Below are 16,749 nucleotides of genomic sequence, written 5' to 3' on the forward strand. Positions count from 1 at the left end.
GCCGCATAGATCGCTGCGCCAGAGGAAATTCCGCAAAGAATGCCTTCTTCTTTCGCTGCACGACGAGCGTATTCAARCGCATCTTCGTTCTCAATTGTAATGACAGCGTCGTAGATATCACGGTTCAAAATATCAGGAACAAAGTTTGCGCCGATACCTTGAATTTTGTGAGCACCCGGTTTGCCGCCAGAGAGGATCGGTGAAGCAGCAGGCTCTACCGCGTAAATTTTAATACCGTCGAAGTTTTTCTTAAGCACTTCACCAGTACCTGAAATCGTTCCGCCAGTTCCGATACCGGCTACGAACGCATCAAGCTTGCCATCAAGGGAGTTGATCGCTTCGACGATCTCAGGACCTGTCGTTTCGCGGTGAACCTTAACGTTTGCTTGGTTTTTGAATTGTTGCGGCAGGAAGTAGTTCGTGTTCTCAGCAGCTAGTTCTTCCGCTTTGCGAACAGCACCGTTCATACCTTCAGAACCTGGCGTCAATACAAGCTCTGCACCGTAAGCGCGAAGCAGGTTGCGACGCTCAATACTCATCGTTTCAGGCATAACAAGAATAGCCTTATAGCCTTTTGCAGCTGCTACAAGTGCTAGTCCAATTCCTGTATTTCCACTAGTAGGCTCAATAATAGTATCGCCTGGTTTTATGATTCCCTCTTGCTCAGCTACCTCAATCATACTGATTGCAATACGGTCTTTTACACTTGCACCTGGATTTTGATATTCAAGTTTCACATAAACTTCTGCACTGCCCTCAGGCACGAGACGGTTTAAACGAACAAGCGGAGTGTCACCGATAAGATCTAGAACACTTTGTACAATTTTGGCCATGGAAATAACTGCCTCCTTATTCCGACTAATTCAGTTGGTATTTTCACTAATTACATCTTAACAATCTCTTGCATCCGTTGTCAATAGTGACTTTAACTCTCCACTGAAAACGCAGCACCGGGCAAAGCTATTCTGTTTTCACAGCATCATATTTCTCTAGCAGCTTATCCTCAATTTTGGTCAATGAGTCAGCACGTTCAAGCGCCAGCTGCTTGCGTACGGTATCTTGCAGCCTGCCGCCCGACATATTCGTTGTCATTTGGCGTTCGATAAGACGAATAACCGCATAACCCCCATCTACCTTAATCGGACCAGCAATTTCAGCTACCCGCAAACGACTGGCTGTTTCCATCATTTCGCGGTTATAGAATGGGTCATCTTTATCAATCAAGCCGAGATCGCCGCCTGTATCTGCCGTAAAAGAATCAATGGAATAGGAACGTGCCATCTCAGCAAAATCCTCGCCATCCGATAAAAGCCCCATCACGGAGTTAGCTTCCTTCATCGTCTCCGTTATAATCCATTGCAGATGCAGCTGCATTTTCTCATCAAATTCCTCAGGATGATCGGTTATATAGCGTTCAACCTCTTCATCTGAAACATGAATGCTTCGCACGACGATTTTCTCCAGAAGCAAGCGGTAATGCAAGTCCTCCAACACCTGTTCCCGGCTCATGCCTAATTGCTCCTGCATGACTTCAAAAAAACGTTCTTCACTATCGTAGCCTTCAATCATTTTATCAAGCTCACGGCTTTGCTCTTCTGCAAGTATGCTTAGCTCAGAGGCTGCAGCTTCTAAATCAATCGCTTTGCGGACCATTAACGTGCGCAGAACGGCAGCTCCATATTGCGAATGAAGCTCACCTYCCAAATCTGCAAGCGTAATGTTTTCCTTGCCCACTTTAGCGATAACACGACTACCATCCGATTGATTTGTTGGTGTTTGGCCTGGCTTGCTTGGTTCAGCCGTTTCTTCCCCACTGCCGACATTCGTTGGCTGCTGATTATCCAGCTGTCGATCATGACCCGGCCACACTCTAATTACGACGACTACCGATAATACCACCATGCATACGGCTTGAAGGATGACAACGGCCTTCAGCACCTCGTATTTCCTCATTGCCCTAATGCCTCCGATTATTGGATCGGCTTTGGTTTCGCTTGTTCAAGCAGCAGCTTTAGCTGAGCCCGTTCAAATGTATACGCTTCGTTGCAAAATTGGCAAACGACTTCCGCTTTTCCATCTTCATCAATAATTTGTTGCAGCTCATGCTCACCTAAACTGAGAAGTGTCTGCTCTACACGCTCGGAGGAACAGAAGCATTGAAACTTCAAGTCCATCGTATCGTGAATGTGAAGGTCGCCATCTTCGCCTACAATCCGGCGCAGCAGCCCCTCCGGTGACTCTCCTTGATCAAGCAAAGTCGTTACAGGCGGCATCGATCCAACCGCTTGCTCCAGTTTTGTAATCTCATCGTCCGTCAAACCAGGCATAAGCTGAACGATAAACCCGCCGGCATGCAGCACCGAATTATCTGTATCCACCAAGACGCCAAGGCCAACCGCCGAAGGCGTCTGTTCGGAGACCGCAAAATAGTATGTGAAATCCTCGCCAAGTTCACCCGATACAATCGGAATACTGCCACGGTATGGTTCCTTCATCCCTAAATCCTTTGTAATATGAAGATAACCAGTGCGCCCGACAGCTCCTGCTACGTCAAGCTTGCCCAGTGCGTTGCTTGCCAAATGCACTTCAGGATGATCAACGTATCCACGAACCTCTCCGTCTGCATTGGCATCAACAACGATCTGGCCGATTGGACCGTCGCCCTTTACTTGAATCGTCAGTTTTTCTTGTCCTTTCAGCATAGCGCCCATAATAGCACCTGCTGTTAATGTACGTCCTAACGCTGCAGTAGCCGTTGGATATGTACCATGCCTTTGGCGAAGCTCTTCAACAAGCTGAGTCGTGCGAGCCGCGAACACTCGAATCTTGCCATTCCATGCCGTCCCTCGCACCAGCACGTCCTTCAGCTGATTTTCCATCAAAATCCCTCCTGATTGCGTTCATATATAATTCTCAATCCTTCAAGTGTGAGCAGCGGATCAACCTCTTCTATCGTTTCCGATTCAGCAGCGATTAACTCAGCTAAGCCGCCGGTTGCGATTACACGTGGTGTGACACCAAATTCTGTGCGTATCCGTTTAACAATACCGTCAACCTGTCCTGCGTATCCAAAAATAATGCCAGCCTGCATCGATGTCACAGGATTGCGTCCAATGACACTCTTCGGCTTCACAAGCTCAATACGCGGCAGCTTAGCGGCGCGCTGATAAAGCGCTTCGGTAGAAATGCCGATACCCGGCACGATGGCACCGCCCAAGTAATTGCCGCCTTCATCAATATAGTCAAAGGTCGTTGCTGTACCGAAATCAACAACAATAAGCGGTGAGCCGTATTTTACGATGCCCGCCACCGAATTGACGATCCGATCAGCCCCAACCTCACGCGGATTCTCATAGCGGATGTTTAATCCGGTTTTGACGCCAGGCCCTACGATTAGAGGAACTTTACGCAAATATTTGAGACAAAGCTGCTCGAGCGTCCGCATCAAAGGCGGAACAACCGATGAAATAATGACGCCTTCCATTTGCTCCAGCTTCACGCCCGCATAATGAAACAGATTATGAATGTTAATGCCGTATTCATCTACTGTAGCAGAACGATTAGTGCTCAGCCGCCAATGGTGCAAAAGTTCTTTTCCTTTATAGATACCTAACACAATATTCGTATTTCCAACATCAATGACGAGGATCAAAGCGACTCCCCACCCTTCTTCTCATTCAAATCCAAGCTAATATCGAGCGCATGGAAGGAATAAGTCAATCCGCCTACCGAAATGACATCAACGCCGCAAGCTGCAATACCTTTAACGGTTTCTAAAGAGACACCACCAGATGCTTCTACGATAACGTGAGGAGAAGCTGCTTTAATTCGAGCTACACATTCCTTCATCAAGTCTGTAGACATATTGTCCAGCATAATAATGTCCGCGCCACAAGCAAGCGCTTCGTCCACTTGCACTAACGATTCTGTCTCTACTTCAATCTTCATTGTGTGTGGAATTTTACTGCGCGCAGCTTCAACCGCAGCACGAATGCCGCCAGAGCCTTTAATATGGTTATCTTTAATCATAACTGCATCGTATAAACCGAATCGGTGGTTAGCGCCGCCCCCCACACGCACTGCATACTTCTCCAGCATCCGATGGCCTGGGGTTGTCTTGCGAGTATCGACAAGCCGAACCGGCAATCCATCAAGCGCATTGATGAAAGAACGTGTCTTAGTCGCAATGCCAGACAGCCGTTGCATTAAGTTAAGCGCAAGTCGCTCTCCGGTTAATAGGCTATGCGTACTGCCCTCTACGGTGGCGATAACCGTACCCTTGTTTACATACTCGCCATCCTGTACTTTGGAATCAAAGACAAGTGACGAATCAACAACCTCAAATACGAGCTTCGCAATCGGAAGCCCTGCAATTATACCGCTTTCCTTCACATGGATAACCGCTTTGGAACGCGAGTCCCTTGGAATCGTCGTTTCGGTCGTAATATCCCCACTGCCTATATCCTCTGCAAGCCATCCGCGAATTTGCTCGCGTACTGCCGCATTATAACCGCCTGCCATCCATTCAAACATCCTCTATTCGCTCCTCCGTCAATCCATATAGACGGTGTAACACCGTATGCTTTCTCCACATTGCATCATCGCGTACCGGGAAATCCTCTCGGAAATGCGCACCACGACTTTCCTCCCGAGAGAGTGCAGCTTCCGTAGTCAGCAGGGCACAGGTGAGCAGATTAGCAAATTCGTATTCCTCACGCCCCGTCAGAACGGATTGATAGATAGGCAACTGCCGTTTCAATTCCTCAAGACCTTTCATAAGACCACTTGCATCGCGGCGCAAGCCAGCATAACGGACCATGATCTTTTGCAGCTTAAGCCGTCTTTCTACGACAGCTTGGATTGATGTACTGCTTCGTTCTATCTCATTACTAATAATAGGCTGAATCGTAAGACTCGGAAGCTCGTCGATTCGTTTTACAATTCTTCTGCCAAATACAATGGCCTCGGAAAGCGAATTGCTCGCTAATCGATTAGCGCCGTGTACACCTGTTGAGGAAACTTCGCCACAAGCGAATAAACGCTTTATATTCGTTTCCCCATTTAGGTCGGTTTTCACTCCGCCCATCATATAATGCATAGCTGGTGCAACCGGAATCCAGTCCGACGTCAAGTCGAGGCCGTATTTTAAGCAATATTCATATATAGTAGGAAAACGGTGCTTCACCATTTCCGGTGATTCATGTGTAATATCAATATAAACGAAAGTCGATTTCGTCTCTTCCATTTCACTGACGATGGCTCTCGCCACAACATCGCGCGGTGCCAGCTCCAGCTGTTCATGGTAGCGTTCCATGAAGCGCTCTCCTTTAATATTACGAAGATACGCCCCTTCGCCGCGCACAGCCTCTGATATCAAAAACCTTGGCGCACCTGGATAACATAGAGAGGTAGGGTGGAACTGAATAAACTCGACATCCTGTATGTATGCCCCTGCTCGATAAGCCATCGCAATGCCGTCTCCTGTAGCAACCTCAGGATTTGTCGTGTAACGGTACAACTGGCCAGCCCCGCCTGAGCTCAAAATGACGGCTTTGCCTCTTACAAACAACCGCGCACCGCTCGGCTTCTGTACAATGACACCACAGCATTCGCCGTCCTGTGTAACCAAATCAATAACAAAATGGTCGTCCCAAACTTCAATTTTAGGATTGGCAATAGCTGTTTCGGACAATGCTCGTACAATCTCAAAACCTGTAGCATCCCCGTTAGCATGCAAAATACGCCGCTGGCTATGCGCTCCTTCCTTCGTAAGCGCAAACTCGCCATTCTCCAGATCAAATTGCGTTCCCATCTTTATTAAGCTGCGAACACCTTTGGGTCCCTCATGAACGAGTACATCAACCGCTTCATTAGAACATAAGCCTGCACCCGCTACGAGTGTATCTTGTCTATGGTAAGCCGGCGAATCCTCATCCGAAATAACCGCAGCGATACCGCCCTGCGCATAACGCGTATTGCTGTCGAGCAGCGATTTTTTCGTAATCATGAGGACAGAATTGTTTTCACTTGCTCGTATAGCGGTAAAAAGACCGGCAATGCCGGCCCCAATTACAATCACATCTTTTTCTATAACAGGCAGCTCACTTAACTGCACATCGACTAAATATCTAGGAATCATCATTGGCTCCTCCAAGCGTAGAAGCAGCGCATACTACTTCACGAGTAGCATGCGCTCCAAGGATAAACGGGCTTGATCTGCAACATGTGGCGGTACGTAGATTTGAGGCTGCATCGTTTCCAAGCATTTCACTAGCTTCTTCAAATTATTTACTTTCATGTTAGGGCACACCAAATATTTAGATGCAAAATGAAAAGTTTTACCTGGGCTGTCTAAACGAAGCTGATAGCCAGTGCCATCTTCTGTTCCCACGATAAATTCTTGGCAATCTGATTCTTTACAATATTTAATAATAGCGGTTGTACTGCCTACAAAGTCGCCTAGCTCAACGACTTCAGGACGACATTCCGGATGCACAACGAATTGCGCATTAGGATATTTCGCTTTCATTTCTTCTACGTCTTTAACCGTCAGCATATCGTGCGTATTGCAGTAACCTTCCCAGATAATCATTTTCTTATCGGTATTCTGCTGCACATAGTGGCCTAGGTTCTTATCTGGTACCCAGATGATCTCGTCGCCTTCAACCGAATTGACAACTTTAACCGCATTTGCAGATGTGCAGCAAATATCAGTCTCCGCTTTGATCTCAGCAGACGAGTTAATGTAAGTAACGACCTTTGCATTCGGGTGCTGCGCTTTCAGCTTACGCAAGCCATCAACACTTACCATGTCGGCCATCGGACAGCCCGCACGCTCGTCGGGAATGATAACGGTTTTATTAGGAGCCAAAATTTTTGCGCTCTCACCCATAAAGTGAACGCCGCAAAAAACAATAACTTCAGCATCCGTTTGTGCAGCCTTCTGCGCAAGCAGGAAGGAATCTCCACGGAAATCAGCTACCTCTTGAATTTCATCACGTTGATAATAATGAGCTAAAATGATAGCATTCCGTTCTTTCTTCAACTGTAACAACCGTTCACGCAGCTCTCGGTTTTGCTCCGCCTTGCGTTCCAGTGCCAGTGCTTCCACAGTAGATCCTCTCCTCTTATGAGGGATGGGCGATAACCCATTCCGTTATACGGCAAGCTGAACTTTGTGAATTGATGCACAAACTTAGAAAGTCGCTTACCTATAGTTTAAACCAAAAGGGATAAATTCATTTGATTAAGTTTTAATTTACACGCGGTAGATGCTACTGTCAATGCGTTAAAGGCCTTTTTAAGGCAGCAATTTAAAATAAATTATTTTGATCGCTGTATCTCACTCACATTCTTCGTAAATGAACCTTTTTTACTATATAATCGCGACCTCCGTCATCACTTGTATTAGCAACGAAATAAAAAAAGTCTCTCTCCGCGATGGAGAGAGACCATTTTGAATTATCTTTTTGCTGGATCGTAAGGTTGACCAAGCGCTGATGGCGCATTTGAACGACCAACAGCTCCTGCCAAAACGATCAAAGTCAAAACGTATGGCAGCATGTAGAAAAATTCAACTGGAATGTGCTGCGAGAATTCAAAGCGCTGTGCAAAGCTTCTAAGCGCCTGAGCTAGACCGAAGAACATTGCTGCTCCTACAACGCCAAGCGGATTCCATTTGCCGAAAATCAGTGCTGCGAGCGCAATAAATCCTTGCCCAGAAATCGTATTATGCGCAAAGCTGCTTGTCGTCGTCAATGTAATTGTCGCACCGCCAAGACCAGCAAGCGCGCCGCTGAGCAATACGCCGATATAACGGTATTTTGTTACGCTGATACCAACGGTATCCGCAGAGCTCGGATGTTCGCCCACTGCACGCAGACGCAAGCCAAACGGCGTGTGGAACAAAACGAAATAACTGATTACTGCGATAGCTAGAACAATATACGTCGTCGGATACGCGGTAAAAATAGCTTTCCCGAGCAACGGAATATCTGATAAATAAGGTATTTTCACTTTGTGAAATACATTAGCCAAAAGCGGCGTTTGACCTGATCCATCATAAAGGCTTTTGGTTAAGTAAAGCGATAAGCCAAGCGATAGGATGTTAATAACGACACCGACGACGGTTTGATCCGCACGGAACGTGATCGTGGATATCGCATGCAATAAAGCAAATAACGTACCATAAATAGCTGCAGCTATAAAACCAATCCACGGTGAAGCACTGCCTAAGCCAGCTTGTATCGCATACTCCGTTGCAACTGCCGCGGCAAATGCTCCTGAAACCATCAAGCCCTCTAGTCCGATGTTCACAACACCTGAGCGCTCTGAGTACATACCGCCAAGCGCTGTAAAAATGAGCGCGGTGGAGAACACGAGCGTTGTATTAATAAGTTGTCCAATGATGTCTAGCACGTTCATCCTACACCGCCTCCTTCCGCTTGCTTGCACGTTTATTTAGAAAAGGCTTTAAGAACCACTTCACCAATCCATGCGAAGCAACGAAGAAAATAACGGCGCCGATTACGATACGCACGACCTCAGGAGGAACACCCGCACCAAAGCTCATGCCTGCTGAACCGTAGCTGAGTCCACCGAATAAGATTGCGCCAAGGAATACACCAATCGGCGTATTGCCGCCAAGGAGCGCTACCGCAATACCATCAAACCCATAGCCCGGAGAAGCGGCCATAACGGTCTGGTTGCCGAACACGCCTAAAATTTCAAACACGCCGCCCAGACCAGCGAACACGCCGCTTATAAACATCGACTTAACCATCGTTACGTTAACGTTCATACCCGCATATAACGCTGCATCCGGATTATGTCCAACAGCACGAAGCTCGTAGCCTTGTTTCGTACGCCATAACACGAAATAAAACACAACGATACAAATGAGCGCAATAATTGTTCCCCAATGCATACGAGCGTTGTCTGTCAATTTAATAAGCCAATCAATTTTCACCATAGCTGATTCATGAACCGGCATCGACTTCTGCTGGCCTTTCTCAACAAGAAACTTCGCAATGATAAAATTGGAGAGGAACAATGCGATCCAATTCAGCATGATGGATGAAATAACTTCATTTACTCCACGCTTCGCTTTCAAGTAACCAGCAATACCCGCCCATAGGCCGCCGAATACAGCACCCGTAATTACAGCTAGAGGCGCATGTATATACCATGGCAGGTCAAGCAGCACGCCTACGATTGTCGCGCCAGTCATGCCCATTACAAATTGTCCCTCTACACCGATATTGAATAGGCCTGTACGGAAAGCGAAGGAAACGGCTAAACCTGTAAAGATCAATGGTGTAATTGCTCGAACCGCTTCTCCCATATTGTAAGGAGTGCTAAACAGCTTATTGATTAAAGAAGTGTACGCTAGAATCGGATCGAACCCTCCAGCAAGCATGGCAATGGCTCCAACCACAAAACCAAGAACGATTGATACTATAGGAACAAGGATAGACGATTTATTAAATATTTTTTTCAAGGTTTCCATATACGCTATCCTCTCCCCTCTGATGCAGGTACAGCTATTTTGTTACCAGCCATCATAAGTCCAAGCTGCTGATCATCTCTTTGCTCAGCATCAACCTCACCCATTAGCTTGCCTTCATACATGACCGCAATTCGATCGGACAATGCATACAGCTCATCAAGCTCAAATGAAACGAGTAAAATCGCTTTTCCTTCGTTACGAGCTTGTACCAACCGCTTGTGCACAAATTCGATTGCGCCGATGTCGAGGCCGCGTGTAGGCTGAACCGCAATCAGCAAATCAGGATCTTTATGAAGCTCCCGTGCTATAATAGCCTTCTGCTGGTTTCCTCCAGACAGCTGACGAGCATGCGTATGAATACCTGATGAGCGAACATCAAATTCGTTAACAAGCTTTTCAGACAGCTTGTCCATGCTGTTGTAATCAATAAACATAGAACGGCCGAATTCCGGCTCAAAATACGTATTCAATATCATATTCTCACTGACTGAGAAATCAAGCACCAGCCCATGCTTATGCCGATCCTCTGGTATATGCCCTACTCCAGCAACCGATATTTGGCGTGGAGAATGATTTGTCATATCCTTGCCATTCAGCTTAACGCTGCCGCCGTCCAGCTTGCGCATACCTGTTATAGCATAAATGAGCTCGCTTTGACCATTGCCATCAACACCGGCTATGCCAAAAATCTCTCCTGCACGAATGTTGAAGGTGGTACCATCCAATACATTTTTGCCTTGATCACCTTTCATCTGCAATCCATCCACAGATAAAATAACTTCGCCAGGCTCGTTCTTCGTCTTCTTCACCTCGAAGGATACGTCCCTGCCGACCATTAATTCCGCAAGCTGCTGCTCATTCGTCTCATCTGTGGTCACTGTCTTGATAACCTTGCCGCGTCGAATAACGGTTACAGCATCTGCAAGAGCCATGACTTCTTTCAATTTATGCGTAATGATAATAATCGACTTTCCTTCAGCAGCCAGGTTGCGAATGATTTCGATTAGCTCCTCAATTTCCTGCACCGTCAAAACAGCTGTCGGCTCATCAAAAATAACGATTTCAGCGCCGCGATACAACGTTTTCAGAATTTCAACACGCTGCTGCATGCCTACTGTAATATCTTTAATTCGCGCCTGAGGGTCTACATTCAGACCATAACGTTCAGATATCGCCCGAACCTTCTCATTAGCGAGCTTGTAGTCGATTTTCATACCTTTGACAGGCTCATTGCCAAGCACAATATTTTCAGCAACGGTAAAAGGCTGTACGAGTTTAAAATGTTGATGAACCATGCCGATGCCAAGGTCAATTGCTTTAGAGGCACCCTCAATGACTGTTTTCTCACCATTAACCCAAATCTCGCCCTCGTCCGGTTGATATAGTCCGAACACAATGTTCATTAGGGTCGATTTTCCTGCGCCATTCTCGCCAAGCAACGCATGAATCTGACCTTTCTTCAATTCAAAATTTATGGAATCGTTAGCTACCAATCCGGGAAACCGCTTTGTAATTCCCTTTAACTGTACAGCCGCCTTGCTCCGGTCCATTCCTCATCATCTCCCCGGTTTTTACTGCTTGAATATGCATAAAAAATTTGACATTAAAAGCACTTACTTATCCCAACAAAGAACAAAGACCGGCCGAAGCCGGTCTTGTCTGATTCATCAACAAACGATCCTCAATCAAAGGATACCATTGAATGGAGAAAACTATTCAGTAGGTACTTTAATTTCACCGCTAACGATTTTTGCTTTGTATTTCTCTACTTCAGCAAGAACATCAGCTGGAACGTTTTTCTTAGATGTTTCTGGCAAGCCTACTGCATCGTCTTTCAAACCTAGCTCTTGTACAGTTCCGCCAGCCCATGTTCCAGCGAGTAGATCTTTGGATACTTTATGAACAGCAGTTTCAACGCCCTTCATCATGGACGTTAGTGTAATTTCATCACCGAACTCAAGTGATTGGTCTTTATCTACACCAATAACCCAAACGTTTTCACCATTGTCTTTACGTGCTTTACCTTCATTGAACACACCATTACCCGTTGCACCTGCCGCGTGGAAAATAATATCAACGCCGCCATCGTACATTGTCGAAGCAGYCAACTTACCAAGGTCAGGTTTACCGAACTCACCAGCGTATTCTACTTTTACTGTTGCATCTGGTTTAACCGCAGCAACGCCCGCTTTAAATCCAGCTTCAAATTTTTTGATAACCGGAATATCCATACCGCCTACGAATCCAACTTTATTTGTTTTTGTCATCAAGCCTGCAACGACACCAACAAGGAAAGATCCTTCGTTTTCAGCGAAAGTAATAGAAGCAACGTTTGGCGCTTCAACTACGCTGTCAATTACTGCTAGCTTAGCATCTGGATTTTCTTTAGCCACTTTGCTTAGTGCATCATTAAACAAGAAACCGATACCCCAAGTAAGGTCATATCCTTCTTTAACGAAGCTGTTTAGGTTCGGCTCCATGTCTGCTTCGCCTTTACTTTCCAAGAACTTCGTTTCCGCGCCAGTCTCAGCAGTTACTTTCTGAAGAGCTTCCCATGCACTTTGGTTAAAGGATTTATCGTGTACGCCGCCAACATCAGTAACCATACCAATCTTCTTGCCTTTTCCAGTACCATCGTTTTCAACAGCAGGCGTAGTACCTTTATCTCCGTTCGTGCCGCCCTCGTTGTTTTTCTTTGCACCACAAGCTGACAACACTAGTGTCAACGCGATCATCATTACAAGCATAAAGCTAAATGTCTTTTTCATGCGTGTTTTCTCCCCTGCTCTAATTTTTGTGTTGCTTGGCAACCCCTGTTACATTCTTATTCTTGCTGATACTGGTCGCTATTATTTCATTATAGTTACAAAAAAATAAACGTCAATAACTTATGTCAGTTAAAGTGACATAAAAACGTTATGACCGTCGTCATGTAACATATATGTAATGTATGACCAATATAGACAAAACCTCCATGTGAGCATTTCTGTTTTTCATCTGAGGTTTATACACGTATTATAGGCTAAATCCGAACATTAATAAAGAAAAAAATAGTCGCCCGCTACTCTATACAAGTAGCAAAGCGACTATCGTTAACAAATATCCATAAAATACTATTCGTTCTTATCTGGATCTTCTGTTAGATCGCGTTTCTCAAGGTTCGGAGCTTTCGCTTCGTCCTGATCACGAGTTTGGATGCGCACCTTTACGTCTCCAACCGTCTCAATAATAGGCTCGGTTGTCGGCTCATTCGTTTCAACTGCATCAGTAGAAGGACCGCCTTCCAAAGTACCAGTCTCAACCAAACGTTTGATTTGATCCATTTCGAGCGTTTCTTCATTAAGCAGCGTTTGAGCAATCAAATGCATTTCTTTGCTCTTCTCTGTCAATAGCTTCTTCGCACGATCGTAACAGCCTGTGATTATGGATTGCATTTCCTGATCTATCTCGTATGCAATGGCATCGGAGTAGTTCTGCTCATGTCCAATATCGCGTCCAAGGAATACTTGGCCTTGTGAACTGCCGAATTGCATTGGTCCAAGCTTATCACTCATACCGTATTCCATGATCATACTGCGTACGATGCCTGTCGCTTGTTTAAAGTCGCTATATGCACCTGTACCAATTTCACCAATAAACAGTTCCTCTGCTACACGGCCTGCAAGCAAACCAGTGATTTTGTCCAGAAGCTCCTGTTTCGTTACAAGCATACGATCTTCTTTTGGAAGCATGATGACATATCCGCCAGCACGTCCGCGAGGAATAATCGTAACCTTATGCACCATATCCGCATGCTCCAAGAAGAAGCCTGCAATCGTATGGCCTGCTTCATGGTAAGCAACAATACGTTTCTCACGATCACTGACAACACGGCTTTTCTTCTCCGTACCAACAATGATTCGGTCAATCGCATCATCCACTTCAACCATGGCGATATCTTTCTTATTACGACGCGCAGCTAGGAGCGCTGCTTCATTAAGTAAGTTTTCTAAATCAGCGCCACTAAAGCCTGTTGTACGTCTTGCGATAACTTCAAGCTTAACATCCTTGGATAGCGGCTTATTGCGCGCATGTACTTTAAGCACCGCTTCGCGGCCCTTAAGGTCTGGACGGTCAACCGTAATTTGACGGTCAAAACGGCCTGGACGCAGAAGCGCTGGATCAAGGATATCCGGACGGTTTGTTGCTGCAATAATAATAATACCTTCGTTGGCACCAAAGCCATCCATTTCAACGAGCAATTGGTTGAGCGTTTGCTCACGTTCATCATGTCCGCCGCCTAGACCAGCGCCACGTTGACGACCTACCGCATCAATCTCATCGATAAAGATGATACAAGGAGCATTTTTCTTCGCGTTCTCAAACAAGTCGCGTACACGGGATGCACCGACACCGACGAACATCTCTACAAAATCAGAACCGGAAATGCTGAAGAACGGCACGCCCGCTTCGCCTGCTACTGCACGTGCAAGCAATGTTTTACCAGTACCCGGAGGACCAACAAGCAATACGCCCTTCGGTATACGAGCGCCTACTAAATTAAATTTCCGCGGGTCCTTCAAGAAGTCTACGACCTCAACGAGCTCTTGCTTTTCCTCGTCTGCGCCAGCGACATCTTCGAATGTAATCCGCTTCTTCTCATTATCGTAAAGCCGCGCTTTGCTCTTGCCAAAGTTCATAACTTTGCCGCCGCCGCCCTGAGCTTGATTCATCAAGAAGAAGAACAGGACAAAGATGATGACAAACGGAATAATGGAGGTAAGGAATGTAAGCCAAATGCTTGGCTGATCCATTTCCTTCGTCTCATAAGCGAATCCATACTGCTTCGACCATTCAGCGATCTTAGGCTCAGCGCTAACGCCAGTCCTTGATACGAATTGATCGTTTTCTGCATCCGCAGGTTTCACTTTATATTTTCCGGAAACAAAATAAGATTGGTTCTCGTACTTAACACTTAACTCTTTAACATTCCCTGACTCAATTGCTGCAACGAGTTCATCGTAACGCAATCCAACGGTCGTGTTATTTTGGCTGCTGATAAATTGAAAAATCCCAACGGTCACCAAAAAGATAATTAAATAAAAACCAGTATTACGGATGATCCGATTCATCCCCAACCTCCTCTCAGACGCTTAAAATATTTTACCATATCATGACTTTCCATAACAATAGAGGTGTACGGAGAAGGGCATGTACGGGTGAATCGCAATTATTTTTGATAAACTTGCGGCTTCAAAATACCAATATAAGGGAGATTACGATATTTTTCTGCATAATCCAGTCCATAACCGACAACAAACTCATCAGGCAGTGTAAAGCCTTTATAGTCTGCTTCCAATTCAACTGTACGGCGAGCAGGCTTATCGAACAAAGTTACAACTGTAACAGACTTCGCATTACGACGCTCTAGCACGTCAATTAGGTAACTAAGCGTCAATCCGCTGTCGATAATATCTTCAACGATTAGAACATCTCGGCCTTCGACAGATACATCGAGGTCTTTAATAATTTTGACAACGCCAGATGATTTCGTGGATTGTCCGTAGCTAGATACAGCCATAAAATCAATTTCAAGCGGCACCGTAATTTCCTTAACCAAATCGGCCATGAAAATAAACGCGCCTTTCAAAACACAAATAACGAGCGGATTGCGCCCATTAAAATCTTTACTCAGTGTTGCACCAAGTTCCTTAACCTTCTCACCAATTTGCTGCGCGTCGTACAATACTTCTTGAATATCGTTCTGCAAGTGTAAATCCCCCTACGCTTAACTATGTTTATGAGTGTACCAGTGCTTCTTATTCGTTGCCTGCCCTTATGAATAACACGTCTTTTGTGTGTACATCCGTAAGCGCATGGCTTGATCTGCGAATGCCCGGAATCCAGAGCAATTTGCCTGACCCATCAAACAGCAATGGATACAGCTCTCTCTTCAGCGGAGCAACTTTCTCGTCAACGAACATATCTTGCACTTTTTTCGAACCATTTAATCCTAAAACCTGAATTCTGTCTCCCGGCTGCCGATTTCGAACAACGAGCGGATACGTTAGTTCCGACGCATCAAAGCAGGCTTCATAACGCGATGCAGGCTTACAACTTTCTAACGCTGATGTATAAGCAAACTCAAATGTCCACCCGCATTGCTCGATCGCCAGGCTAGCTTTATCCCTTCCCACCTCGCACAAATAGGCACTCGCTTCTTTGGATACATGCTGTGGCACTTTAATCCACCGCATTCTATCATATTCACGAGCGCAGCATATGCCGGCACCAGCATCGATTCGCCAAGTTGCAGGCGCATGAGCGGAAGCAGCAAGCCTCATCGTCTCAATCTGCTCGAAAGATATCTTTTCCGTTTCCTTAGAAAGATAACTTAATATTAGTTTAATCAATCTCCTTTGTAAAGCGACGTGGAGACCATGCAAATCGTCGCAGCTTATCGCGCAATCATTGGGGGATAACGTAACGAGCTGCGCAAATAACGCTTCGGTTTGTTTCTCCATCCATTCGTCTTCCGCTCCCGCTACTTCAGCAAGTCGTTGAAGGGATTGGGATATGTGCGGATTATGCTTTGATAAATACGGTAAAATATCTAACCGAATGATGTTTCGGAAATAATGGCGTTCCTTGTTACTGCTGTCCGTGCAGTAAGGAATTTGGTGTTCTTCGCAGTAACGCAGAAGGTCTGACTTGTTCATACGAAGCAGCGGCCTGATAAGTTCCACGTTTTTTTCTCTTCTTTTACTGAGAATTCCCGCCAAACCAGTTAAGCCTGTCCCACGAATGACGCGCATAAGGACGGTTTCCGCCTGATCATCTGCATGATGGGCGAGCGCGATACGCGAGGCTCCATATCGGGTCGCGATTTCATGCAAAAAGCCGTACCGCCTCTCGCGTGAGGCAGCTTGTCCATTCATTCGAGTTTCTTCTATATAAGACGGCATGTCGAACGTGACCGTCTCACAAATCACCCCTAGCTGCTCCGCAAATTGCTTAACGACAATCAGCTCATGCGCCGACTCCTCTACTCGAAAGCCGTGATTCACATGAGCTGCAATAATGGAGATTTCATTGCTCTTCGCTACAGCAGACAGCATATGCAGCAGCGCCATCGAATCCGGACCTCCGGACACCGCTACAACAATACAATCCCCTTTCGACCAAAGCCTGCGGTCTGCAGCTGTTTTCTCAAGCTCGTTTCGCAGATTCATAGGTTGTACCTCACCTTCACTTCCCGTTGC

General features: G+C 45.9%; 14 protein-coding genes. All 14 read right to left on the reverse strand.

What is annotated here, in order from left to right; genetic code table 11:
* The coding region (cysK, locus tag AB4Z17_RS17345) for a cysteine synthase A (RefSeq protein ID WP_441961070.1) at nucleotides 1-833 on the reverse strand (833 nt) is incomplete at its 3' end.
* Between the two features lie 127 nt (nucleotides 834-960).
* A complete protein-coding gene (locus AB4Z17_RS17350) occupies nucleotides 961-1,953 on the reverse strand; it encodes a peptidylprolyl isomerase (protein WP_441961072.1) in 993 nt (330 codons plus the stop codon).
* Between the two features lie 17 nt (nucleotides 1,954-1,970).
* A complete protein-coding gene (gene hslO, locus AB4Z17_RS17355; protein ID WP_339205908.1) occupies nucleotides 1,971-2,879 on the reverse strand; it encodes an Hsp33 family molecular chaperone HslO in 909 nt (302 codons plus the stop codon).
* On the reverse strand, nucleotides 2,879-3,652 hold the full coding sequence (locus AB4Z17_RS17360) for a type III pantothenate kinase (protein WP_441912646.1): 774 nt from the start codon (nucleotides 3,650-3,652) through the stop codon (nucleotides 2,879-2,881). Before AB4Z17_RS17360 ends, hslO begins: the two co-directional genes overlap by 1 nt.
* Nucleotides 3,649-4,533 carry a carboxylating nicotinate-nucleotide diphosphorylase gene (gene nadC / locus AB4Z17_RS17365; protein ID WP_441961074.1) on the reverse strand — a complete coding sequence of 295 codons (885 nt, stop codon included), beginning with the start codon at nucleotides 4,531-4,533 and terminating at the stop codon, nucleotides 3,649-3,651. The genes AB4Z17_RS17360 and nadC overlap by 4 nt, the downstream gene beginning before the upstream one ends.
* A complete protein-coding gene (nadB, locus tag AB4Z17_RS17370) occupies nucleotides 4,526-6,139 on the reverse strand; it encodes an L-aspartate oxidase (protein ID WP_076271309.1) in 1,614 nt (537 codons plus the stop codon). The genes nadC and nadB overlap by 8 nt, the downstream gene beginning before the upstream one ends.
* Nucleotides 6,140-6,172: 33 nt before the next feature.
* Nucleotides 6,173-7,111: a quinolinate synthase NadA gene (nadA, locus tag AB4Z17_RS17375; protein ID WP_054025832.1), complete on the reverse strand. Its 939-nt coding sequence runs from the start codon at nucleotides 7,109-7,111 to the stop codon at nucleotides 6,173-6,175.
* 350 nt (nucleotides 7,112-7,461) lie between these two features.
* Nucleotides 7,462-8,424, reverse strand: coding sequence for an ABC transporter permease (locus tag AB4Z17_RS17380; RefSeq protein WP_441912648.1), 963 nt, complete (start codon nucleotides 8,422-8,424; stop codon nucleotides 7,462-7,464).
* Between the two features lies 1 nt (nucleotide 8,425).
* Nucleotides 8,426-9,508 (reverse strand): ABC transporter permease, encoded by a 1,083-nt coding sequence (locus tag AB4Z17_RS17385; RefSeq protein ID WP_441912649.1) that lies wholly within the window; start codon nucleotides 9,506-9,508, stop codon nucleotides 8,426-8,428.
* Between the two features lie 5 nt (nucleotides 9,509-9,513).
* Nucleotides 9,514-11,058, reverse strand: a complete 1,545-nt coding sequence (locus tag AB4Z17_RS17390; protein ID WP_441961076.1) for an ABC transporter ATP-binding protein — start codon at nucleotides 11,056-11,058, stop codon at nucleotides 9,514-9,516.
* A 162-nt stretch (nucleotides 11,059-11,220) separates the two neighbouring features.
* Nucleotides 11,221-12,276, reverse strand: a complete 1,056-nt coding sequence (locus tag AB4Z17_RS17395; RefSeq protein WP_441961078.1) for a BMP family lipoprotein — start codon at nucleotides 12,274-12,276, stop codon at nucleotides 11,221-11,223.
* Nucleotides 12,277-12,621: 345 nt separating this feature from the next.
* Nucleotides 12,622-14,619 (reverse strand): ATP-dependent zinc metalloprotease FtsH, encoded by a 1,998-nt coding sequence (ftsH, locus tag AB4Z17_RS17400; protein WP_441912652.1) that lies wholly within the window; start codon nucleotides 14,617-14,619, stop codon nucleotides 12,622-12,624.
* Nucleotides 14,620-14,717: 98 nt separating this feature from the next.
* Nucleotides 14,718-15,257 (reverse strand): hypoxanthine phosphoribosyltransferase, encoded by a 540-nt coding sequence (hpt, locus tag AB4Z17_RS17405; RefSeq protein ID WP_339205901.1) that lies wholly within the window; start codon nucleotides 15,255-15,257, stop codon nucleotides 14,718-14,720.
* 49 nt (nucleotides 15,258-15,306) lie between these two features.
* Nucleotides 15,307-16,719: a tRNA lysidine(34) synthetase TilS gene (tilS, locus tag AB4Z17_RS17410; protein ID WP_441912654.1), complete on the reverse strand. Its 1,413-nt coding sequence runs from the start codon at nucleotides 16,717-16,719 to the stop codon at nucleotides 15,307-15,309.
* Nucleotides 16,720-16,749 lie beyond the last annotated feature (30 nt).

The organism is Paenibacillus sp. TAF43_2, assembly GCF_052113545.1.
Lineage (GTDB): Bacteria > Bacillota > Bacilli > Paenibacillales > Paenibacillaceae > Pristimantibacillus.

Bases quoted from the DNA above. Each gene is read 5' to 3' on its own strand.
- hslO (WP_339205908.1), bottom strand. From the start codon at position 2,879: ATGGAAAATCAGCTGAAGGACGTGCTGGTGCGAGGGACGGCATGGAAT.
- nadC (WP_441961074.1), bottom strand. From the start codon at position 4,533: ATGTTTGAATGGATGGCAGGCGGTTATAATGCGGCAGTACGCGAGCAA.
- nadB (WP_076271309.1), bottom strand. From the start codon at position 6,139: ATGATTCCTAGATATTTAGTCGATGTGCAGTTAAGTGAGCTGCCTGTT.
- AB4Z17_RS17380 (WP_441912648.1), bottom strand. From the start codon at position 8,424: ATGAACGTGCTAGACATCATTGGACAACTTATTAATACAACGCTCGTG.
- AB4Z17_RS17385 (WP_441912649.1), bottom strand. From the start codon at position 9,508: ATGGAAACCTTGAAAAAAATATTTAATAAATCGTCTATCCTTGTTCCT.
- AB4Z17_RS17390 (WP_441961076.1), bottom strand. From the start codon at position 11,058: ATGGACCGGAGCAAGGCGGCTGTACAGTTAAAGGGAATTACAAAGCGG.
- ftsH (WP_441912652.1), bottom strand. From the start codon at position 14,619: ATGAATCGGATCATCCGTAATACTGGTTTTTATTTAATTATCTTTTTG.
- tilS (WP_441912654.1), bottom strand. From the start codon at position 16,719: ATGAATCTGCGAAACGAGCTTGAGAAAACAGCTGCAGACCGCAGGCTT.